Here is a 19243-nt window from a genome sequence, read left to right as displayed (position 1 = left end):
AGGTGAACACAATAAAACCAAACTGTGTAAAGAAACATAAAATCGCTGAAAACTTCTTTACTCTTGCCTCTTGCCTCTTGCCTCTTGCCTTGCTATAACGACAATTTTCAACGCCAACCTACTTATGTCAAATCCAGAAGAACGTAAATATTGGTTAGCATGGTCGCAAATTTCCGGTATTGGACCGATATTACTACAAAGATTACAACAGCATTTTGGTAACTTAGAAACAGCTTGGAAATCTAGTCCTAGTGAATTACGAAAAGTTGAAGGTTTAGGATTTCAAACATTAGAAAAAGTTGTTCAACAAAAATCCCGTTTAAACCCAGAACAACTCCTCACTCAACACCAACAAGCCAACCCCCTTTTTTGGACACCAGCAGACCCAGAATATCCCCAACTACTGCGAGAAATCCCCAGTCCACCGCCATTATTGTACTATCGAGGAGAAGTTGACTTACAGGAAAATTCAGGACAAAAACCCTTAGTGGGAATTGTCGGAACTCGTCAACCCACAGAATATGGAATTAAATGGACTCGTCAAATTAGTACCGCATTAGCCAAAAATGGTTTTACCGTTGTTTCCGGTATGGCTGAAGGAATAGACACTGAAAGTCATTCAGCAGCAATGAAAGCAGGAGGAAGAACAATAGCAGTTGTCGGCACAGGAGTAGATGTTGTTTATCCTTATAAAAATCGAGATTTATATAAACAGATATTGACATCTGGCATAGTAATTAGTGAATATCCTGCCAAAACCACACCCAACCGCACCCATTTTCCCCGGCGAAATCGCATCATTGCCGGTTTAAGTCGCGCAGTATTAGTCATAGAAGCACCAATAAAATCTGGCGCTTTAATCACAGCCACTTATGCTAATGAGTTTTGTCGAGATGTTTACGCATTACCAGGAAGAATTGATGACCAACCATCCCAAGGTTGTTTAAAATTAATTAGTCAAGGTGCAGGTTTAATTAATCAAGAACTTAGTGAATTATTAACCATGTTGGGGGCAATTCCTCAAATAGATATAGAAATTCCTATAGTTAAATCTCCTCCTTTACCTAACTTAGCACCTGAATTACAACAGGTAATAGATACTTTGGCTATTGATGCTTTATCCTTTGATTTTATAATTCAAAAAACAGGAATGAATGCGGCTTTAGTTTCCAGTTCCTTATTACAATTAGAACTCATGGGTTTAGTTACCCAACTCCCCGGAATGCGATATCAAAAATGTTAAAACTCTGATTTTTGTTCCTTCTTCCTTTGCGTCTTTGCGCCTTTGCGTGAGGCTAATTCATACTTTAATTATGCAACGCCAATTTTTGCTTGTAGTCTAGCAAAAACTACCTCACCATCTGTTACTTGTCCATTCTTAATCTGTTCAGTTCCTACAGCTATTTTTTTCCGTAGTTCCTCTAGTCTTCTTTCTCTGTCCAGCAGCAAAGTGACATACTCCACACACTCCCTTTCAGGTGAGTGTGGGCTGTAATTTACGTTCAGCTTTACGCAAAAACTTAGGGGCGGCAATTCTTTCATCGTCTGAGGTGACGATAAAATCAATTAAACCTACATCAATACCAACGATATTATTAGCGTTAAAGTCAGGTTTAATTGTGGGAACTGTTTTGTCGTCAAGGCTTAGAGTTACATAATACCCGTCTGCTTTTTTAGTAACAGACACAGTTTTAATATCAAACCCATCGGGTATTTGACGATGAACAATTACTTTTATATCGCCTATTTTTGATAGTGTAATCTTGTTATTGACAAAGTGATGTTGTTTAAATTGGGGAAACGTAAATGTTTTGTATTGTCCAACACCTTTAAATCTAGGTCTACCAGATTTTTTCCCATTAATATCACCTTTTAGCCATCGGTTTAAGTTGAATATTCATGATGTATTCTCCATTTGATAGATAGCCTTAACGCTGTTCTAACAACAAAGCCACATTTTCTGCAACCAGTTTGAATTCTGAATTATCTATTGTGGTGGATAATATTGCGGAGTCATTATAGGCTGCGGATAACTGCCCATAGGCATATTATTAACCATCCCATTAGGCATAGCAGGATTCATTATCGGTTGTTGAACTGTTTGCTGAACAAAGGGTTGAACGGGTGGTTGATAATTAGAAATTGGTGAAGTTATTGGTTGAGTCGCTGGTTGAGTGATTGGTTGAGTGATTGGTTGAGTGATTGGTTGGTTATTTGTCGGATTGTTAGGTGTTACTGTAGCTTGGCTAAAGTGTTCATAAGCAGCACTAGAAATAGAACTAATTAATTTTACCGCACGAGGATCATTATTGGGACGTTTCACCATAATAGCGGCGATATAACGTTTACCTGTAGGGACATCAATCAAACCCGCGTCTGCTAACATTGTACCAATATCACCTGTTTTGTGGTAAGCATTTGCGCCTTTTCCTAAGCCAGCAGGTAAAAGATTATCTCGTTCAGTGCGACTCATAATATTAAGCATTAAATCACGCGATCGCATACCCACAACATTACCTTGATTCACCATCGAGATTAAATTCCCCAATTCCCTCGGACTAGTAGTATTAGTCCCCTCTAAATCCGGGAGAGGATTACGAATCATCGTCGTTGTCAGTCCCCAACCGCGAAAACGTCCATTTAACGCCTCCTGTCCCCCTAATTTAGCAACCAGCATATTCGTAGCCGTATTGTCGCTAATTGTAATCATCTTCGTCGCTACATCAAGAGCCGTGTATTTGCTGCCTGGAGTTTGATATTGCATATTTCCCGAACCCCCGACAATCATCTCCTTTTGCATAGTTAACATTTCATCCAGGCGGATTTTACCAGCATCCACATCCTGGAAAAAAGCAATCAAAATCGGAATTTTAATCGTACTGGCCGCAGCAAAACTTGTATTACTATTAATATCTACATAATTACCATTATCTAAATCTAATACAAACACCCCTGGCATCAGATCCGTGTTAGCTGTAGCGAGAGTTTGTAAAGAATTTTTTAAAGGAATAATTTCTTGGGACAGATATAAGCTTGTATTAGGAGTTTGAGATGTTTTTTGAGAAGTAGTAGTTTGAGATACTAACGCCACTGAACCCAGGCGATTAGCAGGGTCTAAAACCGATAACAACGTACCCACAATCGCACCAACACCCACACCCACAATCAACAACCGCAAGGCGTATAACATAGTTCTAGCCATAGGTTTTAACCGAGTCTTGCGTGACCCTCTTCTTTCAATTCTCGGCTTCTCCATGCGTACCGTCTTTAACCTCACATTTGCTGGTGGAGAAATTTGAGTATTTTTCTTGACTGTAGGTACTGGTTTAACACCTGGAGGCATCATCGTCGGTGATGCTGATCTTCGCCCCCCAGATGACCTAGGAACAGGACTGCTATGATTATTTAGACGAGCTAATGTTGCAGTTTCTCTTGGACTAGAAACTGGCTGTTGATTAATAACTTTTTTCGGTCCTATCTTGGGGACAGGACGTTTACGCCGGCGACGCTGTAGAGGTTGCCTTTGTGATATGGGTATAAGTTTGTCACTAGTTTCTGACATAGCTACTCCTTTTCACCTTCGACCCAGATTGTAAATTTATGCACCTTGATACTCAGTTTACCTTTGGAAAGTAGCATTTTTTGGATCTAGTCTACTTCATATTTATCTCTTTGGGTAAGAGGCAAGAGGCAAGGTGCAAGAGAGAACAGGGAATAGGGAACGGGGAACAGATCAAGACTTAGGCAACTGGCACATTGGTAGGGTGCGTCAGATATCAAAAATCTGTTTATTTGCAGGATTTATGCAGTAGTAAAGCACCCTACAACAGATTTTTGGTGTGACACTTGCGTAAGTCCTATTTAAATAGTAGTTAATTTTGTCATGACTAATATTTTCTAAATGCTCTGCCAAGTTAGCAATAGCATAGTTGATTTGGCTACTTAGCAAATATTGGCAATAATCTAATTTCGTAAATTTCATATTCAATCAGAATTGATAATTCATAGTATTAATTATTCTACCATCTCAGAAATCATCATATTTTTATTATTTGTGATGTTTGTAATTAAAAATCTATTTTAATAATTGCAAAATTCGCTTTTTACTGGATTTTGGTTTTTTTAACCCTAGTTGATATCGAAGGCACATAACCACCGTGCCGAGACTGATTTTGCCAGTTACATCACTTGTTGTAGTACAAAAATACTATAATACAGCGATCGCCTGTGCCAGTTGCGTAAGTCCTGTATTTATGATTTTTATGTATAGAACTCCTAGTTGATTTTTGAACAAAAAGTCAGTCAGCGTACCTTTATTCATTCTTTTCCTGTTCCCTGTTACCTGTCACCTGTTCCCTGTTACCTGTTACCTGTTCCCTGTCACCTGTCACCTGTTCCCTGTCACCTGTCCCCTGTTCCCTGTTCCCTGTCACCTGTCACCTGTCCCCTGTTCCCTGTTCCCTGTCACCTGTCCCCTGTTCCCTGTCACCTGTTCCCTGTTCCCTGTTCCCTGTCACCTGTTCCCTGTTACCTGTCACCTGTCACCTGTTCCCTGTCACCTGTTCCCTGTTCCCTGTCACCTGTCTCTGCGAGAAGTATGGCTAAAATTAATATTACCCGGACTAATAGCCAATAGCCAGAAGTAATTAATATTCTTGGTACTTGATTATTATGTAAAAATGATTTGTCTCCTTTAGTGATTATAAATCATGCATCAAAGTTCTGGTCGTTGGTATTTGGGTCTAAGTTTATCACTGGTAACTGTCTTTTTATGGGGAGTTTTACCTCTAGCTTTGACGGTAACACTACAAGAGCTAGATGTCTACACCGTTATTTGGTTTCGCTTTTTAACTTCCTTCCTTTTCCTGGCAATTTATTTGTTGTTTCAGCAACAATTACCAACCTTAGAACAATTGCGTGCTACTTCCTGGCAATTATTAGCAGTTGCTACTATATTTTTAGCTGCTAACTATTTTCTGTTTATGCAAGGTTTAGCATTGACCGCCCCAGCTAATGCTGAAGTGATAATTCAATTATCTAGTGTGTTATTAAGTTTCGGTGGATTAGTAATTTTTCACGAACGTTATACATTGTCTCAATGGTTAGGTGTAGCTGTACTAACTTTGGGTTTTGCACTATTTTTTCATGCCCAATTAGCTAATCTCATCACAGCCCAAGGTGAATATTTACTAGGTAGCGGCTTGATTGTTTTCGGGGCAATAGCATGGGCTATCTATGCCTTATCGCAAAAACAGTTATTGCAATCGTTATCTTCAGCAAAAATTATGTTGATTATTTACGGTGGCTGTGCTTTATTGTTCACACCATTTGCAAAAATCAATACAATTTTTACTCTTGATATTTTCTATTTTTCAACTTTGATATTTTGCGCTTTAAATACCTTCGTCGCCTATGGTGCTTTTGCTGAATCTTTAGTACATTTGCAAGCCTCAAGAGTCGGTGCTATATTAGCTTTAGCTCCGATTATTACTTTAATTTCCGGTTGGCTGATGTCAGTAATTACTCCTAATATTATCTCTCCAGAAAATATTTCTTTAGTAGGTCTTACTGGGGCATTTTTTGTAGTCATTGGTTCTATATCTATTGCATTAGGTGAATCTAATTAATGGGATTTATTAGCATTATTTAGATTTTATTAATCAGGAACAGTAGATAATAAATACTGATGTAGATAATTCATGTATTTATTATCTTGTTAAAATAGGTCTTAGTAATTAAAAGTAAACTAATTGCAATCTGTCTGAAATTTTGTTTGCGTAGTCTGTAATAGGCAGTATTGAGAATAGTTTGCCAGGGTGTTTGAATCACTACCAAAATTTGAGCCTCGCTCAACAACATCACCACAAAAGTTAAGCGATGAATATGTTTGGTAATTGGGTCAGCACCCTCAAAAAAAATTCTCTAACACTGATTTTGTCCATATTGCTGCCAACATTTGGGATAAGTAACCCGGTTATGGCAGCAGAACAAATTCATGCTTTCTATTCAGCACTGGAAATTTCTATCCCTATTACTGCCTTAGAAAGCTATGCCAAATATGGGATAATTAATGCAGATTTAGCAGGATATTATCAATATATTCCTGCAAATAAACTGCAAGAATTAAGGAAAATTTTAGTTCAACCACTGAAAATTAGTTCGGCTGTAACTGCCCAATTTCTTGACACCCAACAAGGGAAATTTATCTTACAAAGATTAGCAGAATTAATTAAACCTAAATCTGATTATTCAAAATTTACGTCTTGGTCATTACGTACGGCTTTAATTGCTGCTACTGCTGAACCGGGGGGATTAAATTTATTAAATTTATTACGCAAATATCCCCAAGATCATATTAATATTGATGTGGCTTCTGGCTTAAAAGTTGCTGGTGAGTTAGGGAAAATGATCAACGACACGGAAACAACTATTTCCGCATTAATTCAAGCATCAAAATTAGAAGCTGATCAAATTTCTGATCCTCATTTTTCTCAACTGCCAAAATTGTCAAATCCAGGAAATTTATCAACCCATAAACAAACAATAAAGTTTTTTGATGCAATCCGTAATCGGCATTTAACCACAGATATATATATTCCTAATACCCAAAATCCCGTACCTGTAATTGTGATTTCTCATGGGTTAGGTTTGGATAGTAGTAACTTTCGTTATTTAGCAAATCATTTAGTTAAACATGGGTTTGCTGTGGTGATTCCCAATCATCCTAGTAGTCAGGGGAAACCATTAAAATCTTTAATTAATGGTAATAGCAATCAAGTTACACACCCCAATGAATTTAAAGATAGACCTTTAGATATTAAGTATATTTTAGATCAATTAGAGTCAGACTCACGATTTCAACAGCGGCTGAACTTACAACAAGTGGGAGTATTTGGTCAGTCTTTAGGAGGTTATACTGCCTTAGCTTTAGCGGGGGCAAAAATTAACTTTTCCCAACTACAAGCAGACTGTCATCCTGATAAATTGCGAAATACTTGGAATATGTCTTTGTTGTTGCAATGTCGGGCTTTAGAATTGCCCAATCAATCAGGACAAGATTACAATTTACAAGATACCAGAATCAAGGCAGCGATCGCTGTTAATCCTATCACCAGTTCTATTTTCGGACAAGCCGGGTTAAGCCAAATTCATACCCCAGTCATGATTGTTGGTAGTAGTGAAGACACAGTTGCCCCAACTTTATATGAGCAAATTGTCCCTTTTTCCTGGATTATTCATCCCGAAAAATATTTAGTCATGCTACTTGGTGGTACTCATTTTTCTACCATTGGTAATAGTAATCCTGGTAGTAACCAAATAGCACTACCAACGAATATGGTAGGTGATGCTTCCCAAGCCTATTATTACATCAATGCTTTGAGTTTACCTTTTTTCCAAACTTATGTAGCTGAAAAACCAGAATATCTGTGCTATCTTAACGCCGCCTATGCTCAAAGTATTTCTAGTCAGTCTCTGGGTTTAAATCTTGTCCAGTCCCTAGATCATCTCAAATTAGCCCCAGTTTTAGGTAATAATCTCCAAGAAACCAATCCTGGTAGCAAAAAACTTTCTCATACCATAGTCCGTTTTGGATTTTGGGTGCTGGGTATCGGTGTTTCTCTATTACATTTAATTTAGATCCCCGACTTCTTGAAGAAGTCGGGGATCTCTTATTTGTGTGAAAATACAAAAATCTCAACCCTAAAATCTAAATTTGTGCAAGGCTTTCTCAATTTACACAAACCACTTGACTGGACTTCTCATGACTGCATAGCCAAAGTCCGAAAACTGCTGAAGATGAAACGAGTCGGACACGCAGGGACTTTAGATCCTAAAGCTACTGGAGTATTACCGATAGCCTTGGGTAAAGCCACCAGATTATTACAATATTTACCGGGAGAAAAGGCTTATCAAGCAACTATTCGGCTAGGAATACAAACTACTACAGATGATTTAGAAGGGGAAATTATTACCTCTGCGCCCTGTCCAGGATTAGATTTAGAAAATATCAAAACGTCCCTTTCCCAGTTTATCGGTAAAATTGAGCAAATCCCCCCCAGTTACAGCGCCATTCAAGTTGATGGCAAACGCCTCTATGATTTAGCCCGAAAAGGGGAAATAGTCGAAGTTCCGGTGCGAACAGTCGAAATTTCCCTTCTTCAGGTGTTAGACTGGCGAGACGGAGATTTTCCCGAATTAGATATAGCCATATCTTGTGGGGCGGGAACATATATTCGGGCGATCGCTCGTGATTTAGGTACAATACTCAACACAGGTGGCACTCTATCTGCTCTAATTCGCACACAAAGCAGCAGTTTCCAGCTTCAAACCAGTCTCAACTTCACAGACTTAGCTACCCAAATCGAAAACAGCACATTTCAACCTATATCCGCAGACACACCATTACAACATCTCAAAGCCGTAATTTTAGCCCCAGAATCAGCTAAAAAATGGTGTCAAGGTCAAAAAATTCCCCTCAATCTGGCTATTGACAACTTTGTACGAGTTTATGAAACAGAAACCAATTTTTTAGGAGTCGGGAAGTTAGAAAATGATTTATTAGTCCCTCAAATGGTGTTTTTTGAATATCCCAATTAAATAATTAGGGTTTGCTGATAGCGTAGCGTGGCGTAAGCCATAAAAGTTATCTGTGCGGGCTAGAAGTATGGCTAAGGCCACGCTGCGCTATCAGTAGGATTTAGAACAAGTTATCAGTAATATCAAGTCTGGAAAACTTTTACTCTTGCCTATTGCCTTGCTATGACGACAATTTTCAACGCCAACCTACTTAACCTGAAAAGGTTTTGACATTCTCCTGATAAGTTCATAATTCTCCTGATAAATTCACAGAAAATTCATAAAAATAGCATAATTTATCCTGTACATTACTGTTTTTCGGGAATTACTCTAATATACATTCGGGCGCATATAACCGTTGTGAGGAGTAGAATTTTGACAAAGGCAAAATTTTTATGTATGTTGTTACGCCCAAATTGGCTAAAGTTCATAGGTACAACTTTATTAAGCTATATATGGGCTATCACCGCTCTTTCAGTTACCCCTGCTTCTGCAACAAATGAAATAACTCCTAAAACCCATAGCAGTAAAGAATTAATAACTAATCAAGCTCAATTAAAGACTAACTTGCCGGATCTCCAAGATGTCTTAGCGAAAAACGTAGAGTCAGGGCGGAAGATTGAACCTCTACTTGATCAAAAACAATCATGGATCACTGCTCAAACAGATACTTCAGTACCAAATGATAAAGGTCAAGTTGATACTGATAAATTACGCCAATATTTACTGGTTGACCCTCTGGTCAAAGTAATTCCACTCAAACGTACCTACTCTCCTTCACTTACCTTTGCTACACCAAGCGCCTTTGGAGCTACCTGGGGTGATGTGTTTTTCGGAGCATCCGCAGCAACCACTGGTAAAGCTAGAACTCAACCAGACGGGAGTATCAGTATGGGTTTTGGCTTAGGAGATGCCCGAAAACTAATCGGTCTAGAACTTGGCTACAACATTGGTAGTATCAAAAATTTTGGCTACAACGGAACTTTTGACCTCAAAGCTAACCGCATTGTCTATGCTCAAGGCAACACTCAAATAGCTGCGGCTACTGGCTGGAAGTCTTTTGCACAGCACGTTAAAGGGGAATCAGTTAGACCTTCCAGTGCCTATGGTGTAGTTACAAGTTACTCCCTGTTAAAGCCTAACGATACTGTTAATAAAATGCCCATCTCCTTTTCCGTAGGAGCCGGCGGTGGCGATTTCCGCACAGGTGATGCAAGTACGGGTGTATTTGCTGGAGTTGGGGTACAAGTTCATCCCCAAATCGGTGTGGGTATGGGCTGGAGTGGAGTTGGTTTCAACGTTGGAGCTTCTTTCGTCCCTATATCTACTATTCCCTTGACAATTAATGCTGTAGGTGCAGATCTCACAGATACTAGCTTGGGCGGTACGGTATTTGTTCTCAGCATAGGCTATGGTTTCAATTTCTTACCCAAATAGATTTGGTTGAAAAAGTCTGAACACCTTATCTGTTATTGTTTCTACCTTTATTCAGCCAACCCTAAATAAACACTTCAATCCTGATAAAATCACCATGTTAAAAATCAGAACTTTTATTCTGGCTCTCACTCTCACTCCCCTACTGGCAATCAATTGGCAGCAACCAAGCCAATCCCAAACTTCGCCTAGTCTGGGTACAGCAGGTGGTATGAGTGGTGGTGGAAACATTGGACCAATTAATACGAGTCCTAGTGTGGGAACTGGCGGGGGCATAAGTGGTGGTGGCACTACTGGTTCCAATGGTAATACTAATTCCAATCCCGATGATAATACGAGTCCTAGTGTGGGGACTGGTGGGAGCATGAGTGGTGGTGGCACTACAGGCTCTGGTAATACAAGTCCTAGTGTGGGGAATGCCGGAGGTCAAAGTGGCAGTCCTGTTACCATTGTCCGCACATCACGAGGAAATTCACTTAGGATTACAGCAGAGCGTCAAGACAAACTCAATCGTGTAGCCATCAATATATTCACTAAGGAAAATAGTAAAGTTCTTGTAGCTTTCAGGCAGCCGGAAGCAATCAGACGGGGTGAATCGAATAGATTTACGGAGATATTAAGGCAGGCTGGTGTTAGTCCGGCATTGGCAGGACGATTTATATTCACCTTAATTAAAATCACCACCCCTGCTTCCTCTCCTACTACACAAAGTTCCAGTTCAGTTCAGTTACCAAAAAAATATTTAGTGGCCAGCACTAAAGCTTTAAAATTTAGCCCAATTATTGCCCAATCGGCTGATGCTACTTTAGCAAGTGTAGATGTGGATATCAACGATTTGCATAATGCTATTACTATTTACAACCAAATTATCCAAGAAAGCAGTCCGGTGACTTTGCAACAGCTTTCACAAAACCAAGATTTTGTGGAAATTGGTAAGGTGCTAAAAGAATTGAGAGCAGCGGTCAACTAGTAGTCTGTCAACCCGAAAATGACGGGTGAAGGCAAGCAGAGGGAGAAGAGAGGCACCGGGGGTAGGGGAGGGAAGAACAGAAGTTTTTTTCCGATCATTACCTGTCAAAATAAATTTGACGAACTACTAGTCTCAAACATAATTAAGAGAACTCCACAAAAAGAAATGCCCAATGTCATTCTGTTAGCGCAGCGTGCCAGAGGCATTACGAAACGAAGTGTAGTGAAGAATCTCTTGAGATGTTTCGCTATGGCTAACGCCACGCTCCGCGAACGCTGCACTCAGCATGACAAAACAGGATCATTTATTTTGTGGCTTACTCTAATTAAACACTCACAAAAAATAACGGGGAGACACAAGAGCTTCTCCGTTATTTTTTGTTAATTTGAGAAAGTTACACAAAAAAGTTAACTACTATGGCGTAAGTCCCCCACTGAATTTGGTACTCCGAATCAGTGGCGGGAAAAACCGAAATCGTTCTCAATCAATACGAGGCATAGCCGAGTAAGAGCAAAGAACATTTGAGGGTTTTCCAATATTATAAGAAAATAGGCTAAAAACCCTTGAGGGCAAGTTTTGGAGCGTGGCGGAAAAACTTAACTGTCCTTTCTTTAGGCAAGGGATGAAAGCCAACTAGAGGCTGTCTTCCTCCAGTGACTTGTGTTATCCTAATGATCACAGGAAAGGTAATCAACCTGTCTAAAAACTTCACTGCCTAACGGTAATCTGTACCTTGGCAATTAAATCTATGCGGTTCTACTGCATTGTTCTAGTTCCCTCCTAGCAGTAGGTAAAAGATTTATAGGACTAGACGAATCAGAATTTTTGAAACAGAAAAGTTTCATCCTCAACAGGACTTGCAGTCATGCAACTACGGTCGGGCAGACCGAAAGTTAACGCTTGGGGAGAGTCCCACCTCTGAGCTATAGGCTTTTTAACGATTTAGAATGGTTGGTTTATTTATTTATGCCGTGTTGTACTAGTTTAAGTGGTCTCGTTGAACCAAGAATCCCCGTGTCTTTAGACCGGGGAGTGTCAAGTATAATACCTTTACCAAAAATAATATATCATGCTAAAATGGATGTATCAAGAAGGTGATTTGATTGATGCACAAGGCTGTTCAAGTTCGTATATACCCATCAAAAGAACAAGAAACACAACTAGCTCAAACATTTGGATGCGCTAGATGGTGGTGGAATTATGCTCTAAATAAGTCAATTGAGACTTACAAAGAGACGGGTAAAGGACTTAGCCGTGCTGCACTCAACGCATTTCTTCCTATTCTCAAAAAAGCAGAAGATACTATTTGGCTAGGTGATTGTTACAGTCAAGTTTTACAGGCTACAACACTAAATCTAACTACAGCGTATAAAAACTTTTTTGATAAACGTGCGGGGTTTCCTAAGTTCAAATCTAAACATGGAAAACAGTCTATTCAATATCCTCAAAATGTCAAAATTGTAAATGGCAATGTCAAGCTTCCAGGTAATATTGGGATAGTCAAAGCTAAGATACATAGACCGATTGAGGGAAAAATTAAGACTGTCGCTATTAGTAAAACACCATCAGGTAAATATTTTGCATCTATCCTGACTGAAGTAGAACGTGTTTCGACTCCGCTAAACACAAGCGAAAATCCAACTATTTCCGAAGGAAAGATTTACGGTGTTGATTTAGGATTAAAACATTTTGCTGTTGTCACTGATGGTGACAAGGTTTCTAAATACGATAACCCTAAACACCTTGCCAAGCACGAAAAAAACCTTAAACGCAAACAGAAAAAATTAGCACGTAAACAAAAGGGAAGTAAATCAAGAAATAGATATAGAAAAGTTGTTGCCAAGGTGTACGAACGAGTTAGCAATTCGCGGCAAGATTTTCTACATAAACTTAGTTATAAGTTGGTCAGCGATAGCCAAGCTGTCATAGTAGAGGATCTTCATGTCTTGGGCATGGTTCGTAATCACAATTTGGCAAAATCAATATCTGATGCAGGATGGGGAACATTCACCAATTTTTTAGCCTATAAGCTAGAACGCAAAGGTGGGAAATTAGTGGAGATTGATAGATGGTTTCCTAGTTCTAAACTCTGTTCTAATTGTTTCTATCAAATTGGTGATATGCCACTAGATGTCCGTGAATGGACTTGTCCTCATTGTGGTATTCATCATGATCGTGATGGCAATGCAGCGATAAATATTAGGGCAGAGGGTATCAGAATCATCAAGGCGGAAGGTTCAGCCGTCTCTGCTGTAGGAGGGGGGATAAGACCAAAACTGGGGCGAAAGTCTAAGTTGCGGCACTCCCCCGTGAGTACAGAAGCCAGCACTGTACTTGGTACTCCAAGTCAGTGTGGGTAGTTCACGTTGATAATAGGCGAAGATAACGGGGAAATAAAAGTGAGTCCTGGATTTGATTACGATTTAGTGATTATCGGCGCTGGTGTGGGCGGACATGGTGCTGCTTTACACGCTATCAGTTGCGGTCTGAAAACGGCGATTATTGAAGCTGGAGATATGGGAGGAACTTGTGTAAACAGGGGTTGTATTCCTTCTAAGGCATTACTGGCGGCTTCAGGAAAGGTGAGGGAATTACGTAATGCCCATCATCTCAAGTCTTTGGGAATTCAAATTGGTAATGTGGAGTTTGAACGACAAGCGATCGCTGATCATGCTAACAATCTCGTTGCCAAAATTCAAGGAGACTTAACCAACAGTCTCAAGCGCTTGGGAGTTGAGATTATTCGGGGTTGGGGTAAGGTGTCTGGTACACAAAAAGTTACCATCACCACAGACAAAGGTGAGAAAACCATCACAGCCCAAAACATTATCCTTTCTCCTGGTTCTGTTCCCTTCGTTCCTCCGGGAATTGAAGTAGACGGCAAAACCGTATTTACCAGTGATCAAGGTGTTAAATTAGAAACTCTACCCAAGTGGGTGGCGATTATTGGTAGCGGTTACATTGGCTTAGAATTTTCTGATGTTTACTCGGCTTTAGGTTGTGAAATCACCTTAATTGAAGCCGTGGGTGAGTTAATGCCAGGATTTGATCGGGACATTGCTAAACTGGCAGAACGGGTCTTAATTAACCCCCGTGATATTGAAACCAAGGTCGGTATCTACGCTAAAAAAATTATTCCTGGTTCACCAGTAATCATTGAGTTGGCTGACTTTGAAACTAAAGAAGATTTAGAAGTTCTGGAAGTTGATGCTTGTTTGGTCGCTACCGGTCGTGTTCCAGCTACGCAAAATCTGGGGTTAGATTCCGTGGGAGTCACTCTTGATCGCCGTAATTTTATTCCTGTAAATGATAATATGGCGGTATTGTCAGACGGGGAAGTTGTCCCCCATCTCTGGGCTATTGGTGATGCTACCGGCAAAATGATGTTGGCTCATGCGGCATCGGCTCAAGGTATTATTGCTGTAGAAAATATCATGGGTCGTCACAAAACTGTTGACTACCGCAGTATTCCCGCCGCCGCTTTTACCCATCCAGAAGTTAGCTATGTGGGCTTGACTGAAACAGCCGCCCATGCTTTGGGTTTAACTGAAGGTTTTGAAGTTGCCACTAGTAAGAGTTACTTTAAAGGTAATTCCAAGGCTTTGGCGGAAAATGATACTGATGGAATGACGAAGGTAATTTATCGCAAAGATACTGGCGAGGTTTTAGGTGTACATATCTTTGGTCCCCACGCCTCAGATTTAATTCATGAAGCCGCCGCCGCTATTGCCAGTCGTCAATCTATCCAAACTCTTGCTTACCTAGTTCACGCTCATCCAACGCTTTCAGAAGTTCTAGAGGAAGCTTATAAACGGGCATTGGTTAGTTAATAGAAGAATTAAGGAGTTACAGGTGATAGGTAATGGGTAAGAGAAAAATTTTCTTTCTTCTTGATTCTTCTTTCTGAACTCCTGACTCGGTGACTCCTGACAAAGGGCGCAGGCCCTGCGCCCCTACCTTCTGAACTCCTTAAAAAATATGCAAATCCGTCGTCGTTCACCTAGCCCAGTTATTAATGTTTCCATAGTCCAATATAAATCTGCTATAGAAGGGGCTGCACCAAATAATATTTTAGAAGAAATTGTCTGGCAGAAAGAAACAGAAGTTGAGCAAATGCGAGAAAGGCTACCTTTGCGGGAATTGCAAATAAAAGCCCTATCTGCACCACCAACTCGTGATTTTGTGGCTGCTTTACGTCCAGGTAAAACTCATCCGGCTTTAATTGCTGAAGTCAAAAAAGCTTCTCCCAGTAAAGGGGTATTTAGGGAGGATTTTAACCCAGTAGCGATCGCTCAATCTTATCAAAAAGGTGGAGCTAGTTGTCTTTCTGTTCTCACAGATGTTAAATTTTTCCAAGGTAGTTTTGAAAATCTATCCTTAGTTCGTTCAGCAGTAGATTTACCTTTACTGTGCAAGGATTTTATTATCTATCCTTACCAAATGTATTGGGCGCGAATTCATGGAGCAGACGCAGTTTTATTAATAGCAGCCATCCTCAATGATCAAGATTTGCAATACTTTATCAAAATTGCTCATAACCTAAAAATGGCAACTTTAATAGAAGTGCATGACTTAGAAGAACTAGATCGAGTTTTAGCTTTAGATGGTGTTTCTTTAATTGGCATTAATAATCGCAATTTAGAAGATTTTTCTGTTGATTTACAAACAACTTGTCAATTACTCACAGCTAGAGGTGAACAGTTACAAGCAAAAAACATTCTTGTGGTCAGCGAATCAGGATTGCATCACCCAGAGGATTTAAGTATAGTTAAAAAAGCAGGTGCATCCGCTGTACTGATTGGTGAATCCTTGGTAAAACAACCAGATCCTCAATTAGCAATAGCCAATCTCTTTGCTTAATTACAGTCTTAAATTCCATATAAAACAAGGGTTACGAAAAAGGGAACAGGGAACAGGGAACAGAAAAAACTAAAGTTTCAGATTTTAAAGCTTAGTCAAAAATCAGTATTTCCATCTCATGTTTAAAAACATGAGTTTTTCTGTTACCTGTTGCTTCTTCCTCTAAAATTCTCATTTTTCCCGGCTATCTCTTCCTGAATAACTGCAATTATTTATTTCTTGTGTAAGAATTAATTTGGGGTTAACAAAACTTTAACTAAGTTAAAAATTAAACATCCCTAAGTTTCAACTTCATAATAAACTACATGGAGCCAATTCCTTTACCTTCTCCTATCCATTACGAACTTATACTTCAACTTTTAGAAAGACAAACCATGACTTCTCTAGGTCAAAACGAAGACCTACGCAATCAAGTTAACCAACTAATTATTACCCTGCGAAAAGCTGCATCCCAACAAAAGCGACTAGAAGAAACTTTTCAATCGTCCTCTCTGATCATTGATCACCGTTGGTCTATTAACCATTTTGGTGATAAAGTAGATTGCTCATGATCAATGTCTATTTCCATTTAGACAAAACTCAGCCCTGCAAAAGTGGGGCTGATTAATACAGTTTTAAACTGGCATTCCTACGAAAAATTTGAGTAGGTTTTTTTGTGTTTTTATCCCCTAGAGGGGTTAATTTGTATTGTATTGAAATTTTCAACTAGGACACAAACATGAACGATAAATTGATGCTGATGATTCCTGGTCCTACCCCAGTTCCAGAAGCAGCTTTACTAGCATTAGCAAAACATCCCATTGGTCACCGCAGCGGTGAATTTAGTAGCATGATGGGAGAGGTGACAGAAAACCTGAAATGGCTACATCAAACCACCAGTGATGTATTGATGCTAAATGTCAGTGGGACTGGGGCTGTAGAAGCGGGAATGATTAACTTTCTGTCTCCAGGCGATCGCATTTTAGTCGGTTCTAATGGTAAATTCGGTGAACGTTGGGTAGAAGTTGGTCAAGCCTTTGGCTTAAATGTAGAAGCAATCACCGCAGAATGGGGACAACCCTTAGACCCAGCCCAATTTGCAGCCAAACTGCAAACTGATACCAACAAAGAAATTAAAGCCGTCATTATCACCCACAGCGAAACCTCAACAGGTGTCATTAATGATCTAGAAGCCATCAACCGCCACGTTAAAGAACATGGAGAGGCTTTAATTATTGTTGATGCTGTCACCAGTTTAGGGGCTGACAACGTCCCTGTAGATGCTTGGGGTTTAGACGTAGTTGCTTCTGGTTCACAAAAAGGTTACATGATTCCTCCCGGTTTAGGATTTGTCTCCGTCAGTCCTAAAGCCTGGGAAGCCTACAAAACCGCAAAATTGCCTAAGTATTATTTAGACTTAGGGAAATATCGTAAAGCCACCGCTAAAAATACCACTCCCTTTACCCCTCCCGTCAACCTAATAGTGGCACTACATACCACCTTAGGCATGATGAAAAAAGAAGGATTAGAATCCATCTTTACCCGTCATGAACGCCAAAAAAATGCTACTCGTGCAGCAATGAAAGCATTAAATTTATCACTGTTTGCCGCAGATGAATGTGCCAGTCCTGCCATTACCGCTGTAGCCACTCCAGGCATCGAAACCGATAAAATTCGTTCTTTAATGAAAAAACGGTTTGATATTGCTTTAGCAGGTGGACAAGACCATCTGAGTAATAAAATTTTCCGCATAGGTCACTTAGGTTTTGTGAGCGATCGAGACATTCTTAGCTGTATCGCCTCCCTAGAAGTTGTCCTTCCACAAGTTGGTCATGACAACTTCACCCCCGGTGCTGGTATAGCAGCAGCAGCAAAAGTTTTTGCCCAATAGTTATTAGACTCGTAGCGGGTAATAGGTAATGGGTAATAGGTGATAGGTAAATTCTGCCCCTACTCCCTGCCCCCATGCCTCTTCCCTACGCTGTTTCTAGCCAATCATAAATTTGTTCCAACTGTTCTAGCGTAATTAACCCATATTGCCAAAGAGTCATAGTTAAAGAACCAGGATCTTGATCACGGTTACGTAATGCTACAGCGAGGGAAGCAGCGGAAATTGCCAAATCTTCCTGGAGAAAATTAATTAGCCGAGAATATCTTGATGGTGTCATTTGTATCTCACCTACTTGAGTAGAATTGATGATCATAGGTTGTTTATCTAATTTTGTGGGTATTGTATAGCCAGTATTTTATGTGTCACCTTGCTATAAGTAGATTAGATAATTGAGGTTGTATAAAAAAAGTATATATTTTTCTAAATAACCCTTTTGTAAAGCATTAATCTATCTGAATCTACTACTATGTCAAGGTAATTAAAATCACGAAGCAATTTCTACTACAGTGACTTGTGTATCCCATCAGGATGATATTTAGGTAATACTTCAACCATGATGTTAGTGTCACCATTAACATCCTCTAGTTTTTTGTTTTGATTTAAGTAACAAAGATTTTATAGTTTATACTCACCTATTGGCGACTATTTACACTTGCGCCAAAAGAGAGATTTTCGTTACTTAATTTTAAAGTCGTGATCTTAACTGGAAAAACTAAAATCTGATGTTATTCAGGCTACTGATAAATATTAACCTCTTTACTACTATTTATGCCAGGTTTGGTAGTATTTTTTCAAAAAAATAATTTTGTACCAGATAAAAATTCAGCATAAAGACTCATGCTATTTTTACATAGAATTGTTGCCATAGCAGAAGTCAGAAGTCAGAAGTTAAAAGTCTCTTGTGGTATGGCTTTTACCAGAGATTTTGTATCTTATTCAAGTGCATAGAGCTATCGTCAATCTTGATTCTGTTTATCGAATAGTACCAGGAGCTAGGAAATCTATTTTGATCTGATCTCCTTTCTTTAAACCTAGTTCTTTGGCTCGTTCTGACCTAAGTTCAATTACTTGATCTATCAGGACATTAGGACCGTAGGTGGGGCAAGGTTCTATGTCACAAGGAGGAGCAGATGTTTGGATGTACTGAACCACACCTTGCCGGAGAAATACCATATCTAACGCAACGGGTACATTCTTCATCCAAAATTGTACCGATCGTGCGTTCGGAAAAAGAAACAGCATTCCTCGGTTATCTGGTAAAGCCTTTCTATACATCAAACCCATCTGTTGTTGTTGTTGTGTTCGTGCTACTTCTAACTGAATTTTGATATTTCCAGGCAGAGTAGCTTCAGCCGAAATTGGCAGATTTTGACCAGCATTTACTGATGTTTGGGCTGATGATTCTGGTGTTACGGCTGGAAATTTAGCTGTGGTTGGTGATGAACAGCCCATTAGCAGGATACTAAGTAATATTGAACATAAACTAAGCCAAGAAATCATAACTCGTATAGGGAGTGGGGGAAGTGGGGGAG

At 39.6% G+C, this 19243-nt stretch carries 15 protein-coding genes and 2 pseudogenes; 11 read left to right on the top strand and 6 right to left on the bottom strand.

Features of this window, described 5'->3' with window-relative positions; all coding sequences use genetic code 11:
- Nucleotides 1–124 precede the first annotated feature (124 nt).
- Nucleotides 125–1243 carry a DNA-processing protein DprA gene (gene dprA, locus IQ226_RS19030; RefSeq protein ID WP_193897932.1) on the top strand — a complete coding sequence of 373 codons (1119 nt, stop codon included), beginning with the start codon at nt 125–127 and terminating at the stop codon, nt 1241–1243.
- Between the two features lie 68 nt (nt 1244–1311).
- Here dprA and IQ226_RS19025 read toward each other — a convergent pair whose 3' ends face one another.
- From IQ226_RS19025 to IQ226_RS25270, 4 genes and pseudogenes are all read right to left on the bottom strand, one after another.
- Nucleotides 1312–1464, bottom strand: a complete 153-nt coding sequence (locus IQ226_RS19025; RefSeq protein WP_193897952.1) for a hypothetical protein — start codon at nt 1462–1464, stop codon at nt 1312–1314.
- A 25-nt stretch (nt 1465–1489) separates the two neighbouring features.
- Nucleotides 1490–1885, bottom strand: a pseudogene (locus IQ226_RS19020) (RNA-guided endonuclease InsQ/TnpB family protein); the annotation flags it as partial.
- 102 nt (nt 1886–1987) lie between these two features.
- Nucleotides 1988–3562 (bottom strand): serine hydrolase, encoded by a 1575-nt coding sequence (locus IQ226_RS19015; RefSeq protein WP_193897921.1) that lies wholly within the window; start codon nt 3560–3562, stop codon nt 1988–1990.
- A 294-nt stretch (nt 3563–3856) separates the two neighbouring features.
- Nucleotides 3857–3982: pseudogene (locus IQ226_RS25270) on the bottom strand (transposase); the annotation flags it as partial.
- A gap of 727 nt (nt 3983–4709) precedes the next feature.
- Between IQ226_RS25270 and IQ226_RS19010 the strand changes: the two are divergent.
- The 10 genes from IQ226_RS19010 to IQ226_RS18965 all read left to right on the top strand — a co-directional run bounded on the left by IQ226_RS19010 (nt 4710) and on the right by IQ226_RS18965 (nt 17711).
- The gene (locus IQ226_RS19010; protein WP_193897919.1) at nt 4710–5627 is read left to right on the top strand and encodes a DMT family transporter; all 918 of its coding nucleotides are present in this window, start codon (nt 4710–4712) and stop codon (nt 5625–5627) included.
- 250 nt (nt 5628–5877) lie between these two features.
- Nucleotides 5878–7638 (top strand): alpha/beta hydrolase, encoded by a 1761-nt coding sequence (locus IQ226_RS19005; RefSeq protein ID WP_193897917.1) that lies wholly within the window; start codon nt 5878–5880, stop codon nt 7636–7638.
- Nucleotides 7639–7716: 78 nt separating this feature from the next.
- On the top strand, nt 7717–8598 hold the full coding sequence (gene truB, locus IQ226_RS19000; protein ID WP_193897950.1) for a tRNA pseudouridine(55) synthase TruB: 882 nt from the start codon (nt 7717–7719) through the stop codon (nt 8596–8598).
- A 378-nt stretch (nt 8599–8976) separates the two neighbouring features.
- The gene (locus IQ226_RS18995) at nt 8977–10014 is read left to right on the top strand and encodes a hypothetical protein (RefSeq protein WP_228039544.1); all 1038 of its coding nucleotides are present in this window, start codon (nt 8977–8979) and stop codon (nt 10012–10014) included.
- Nucleotides 10015–10108: 94 nt separating this feature from the next.
- Nucleotides 10109–10981 carry a hypothetical protein gene (locus IQ226_RS18990; RefSeq protein ID WP_193897913.1) on the top strand — a complete coding sequence of 291 codons (873 nt, stop codon included), beginning with the start codon at nt 10109–10111 and terminating at the stop codon, nt 10979–10981.
- 1103 nt (nt 10982–12084) lie between these two features.
- A complete protein-coding gene (locus IQ226_RS18985) occupies nt 12085–13341 on the top strand; it encodes an RNA-guided endonuclease TnpB family protein (protein WP_193897911.1) in 1257 nt (418 codons plus the stop codon).
- A 39-nt stretch (nt 13342–13380) separates the two neighbouring features.
- On the top strand, nt 13381–14811 hold the full coding sequence (gene lpdA, locus IQ226_RS18980; protein ID WP_193897909.1) for a dihydrolipoyl dehydrogenase: 1431 nt from the start codon (nt 13381–13383) through the stop codon (nt 14809–14811).
- 148 nt (nt 14812–14959) lie between these two features.
- Nucleotides 14960–15841, top strand: a complete 882-nt coding sequence (trpC, locus tag IQ226_RS18975) for an indole-3-glycerol phosphate synthase TrpC (RefSeq protein WP_193897908.1) — start codon at nt 14960–14962, stop codon at nt 15839–15841.
- A gap of 305 nt (nt 15842–16146) precedes the next feature.
- Nucleotides 16147–16392, top strand: coding sequence for a DUF5340 domain-containing protein (locus tag IQ226_RS18970; RefSeq protein WP_193897906.1), 246 nt, complete (start codon nt 16147–16149; stop codon nt 16390–16392).
- Nucleotides 16393–16559: 167 nt separating this feature from the next.
- On the top strand, nt 16560–17711 hold the full coding sequence (locus tag IQ226_RS18965) for an alanine--glyoxylate aminotransferase family protein (protein ID WP_193897904.1): 1152 nt from the start codon (nt 16560–16562) through the stop codon (nt 17709–17711).
- A gap of 85 nt (nt 17712–17796) precedes the next feature.
- Here the strand turns inward: IQ226_RS18965 and IQ226_RS18960 are convergent, their stop codons facing one another.
- Nucleotides 17797–18024, bottom strand: a complete 228-nt coding sequence (locus IQ226_RS18960; RefSeq protein WP_168467481.1) for a DUF2949 domain-containing protein — start codon at nt 18022–18024, stop codon at nt 17797–17799.
- 659 nt (nt 18025–18683) lie between these two features.
- Nucleotides 18684–19211 (bottom strand): DUF192 domain-containing protein, encoded by a 528-nt coding sequence (locus IQ226_RS18955; protein ID WP_193897902.1) that lies wholly within the window; start codon nt 19209–19211, stop codon nt 18684–18686.
- Between the last annotated feature and the right edge of the window lie 32 nt (nt 19212–19243).

It is taken from the genome of Dolichospermum sp. LEGE 00240 (assembly GCF_015207875.1).
GTDB classification, from domain to species: Bacteria; Cyanobacteriota; Cyanobacteriia; order Cyanobacteriales; family Nostocaceae; genus Dolichospermum; species Dolichospermum gracile.
The sequence above is the reverse complement of the archived record's forward strand: the minus strand, read 5'-3'. Positions and strand labels throughout refer to the sequence as shown.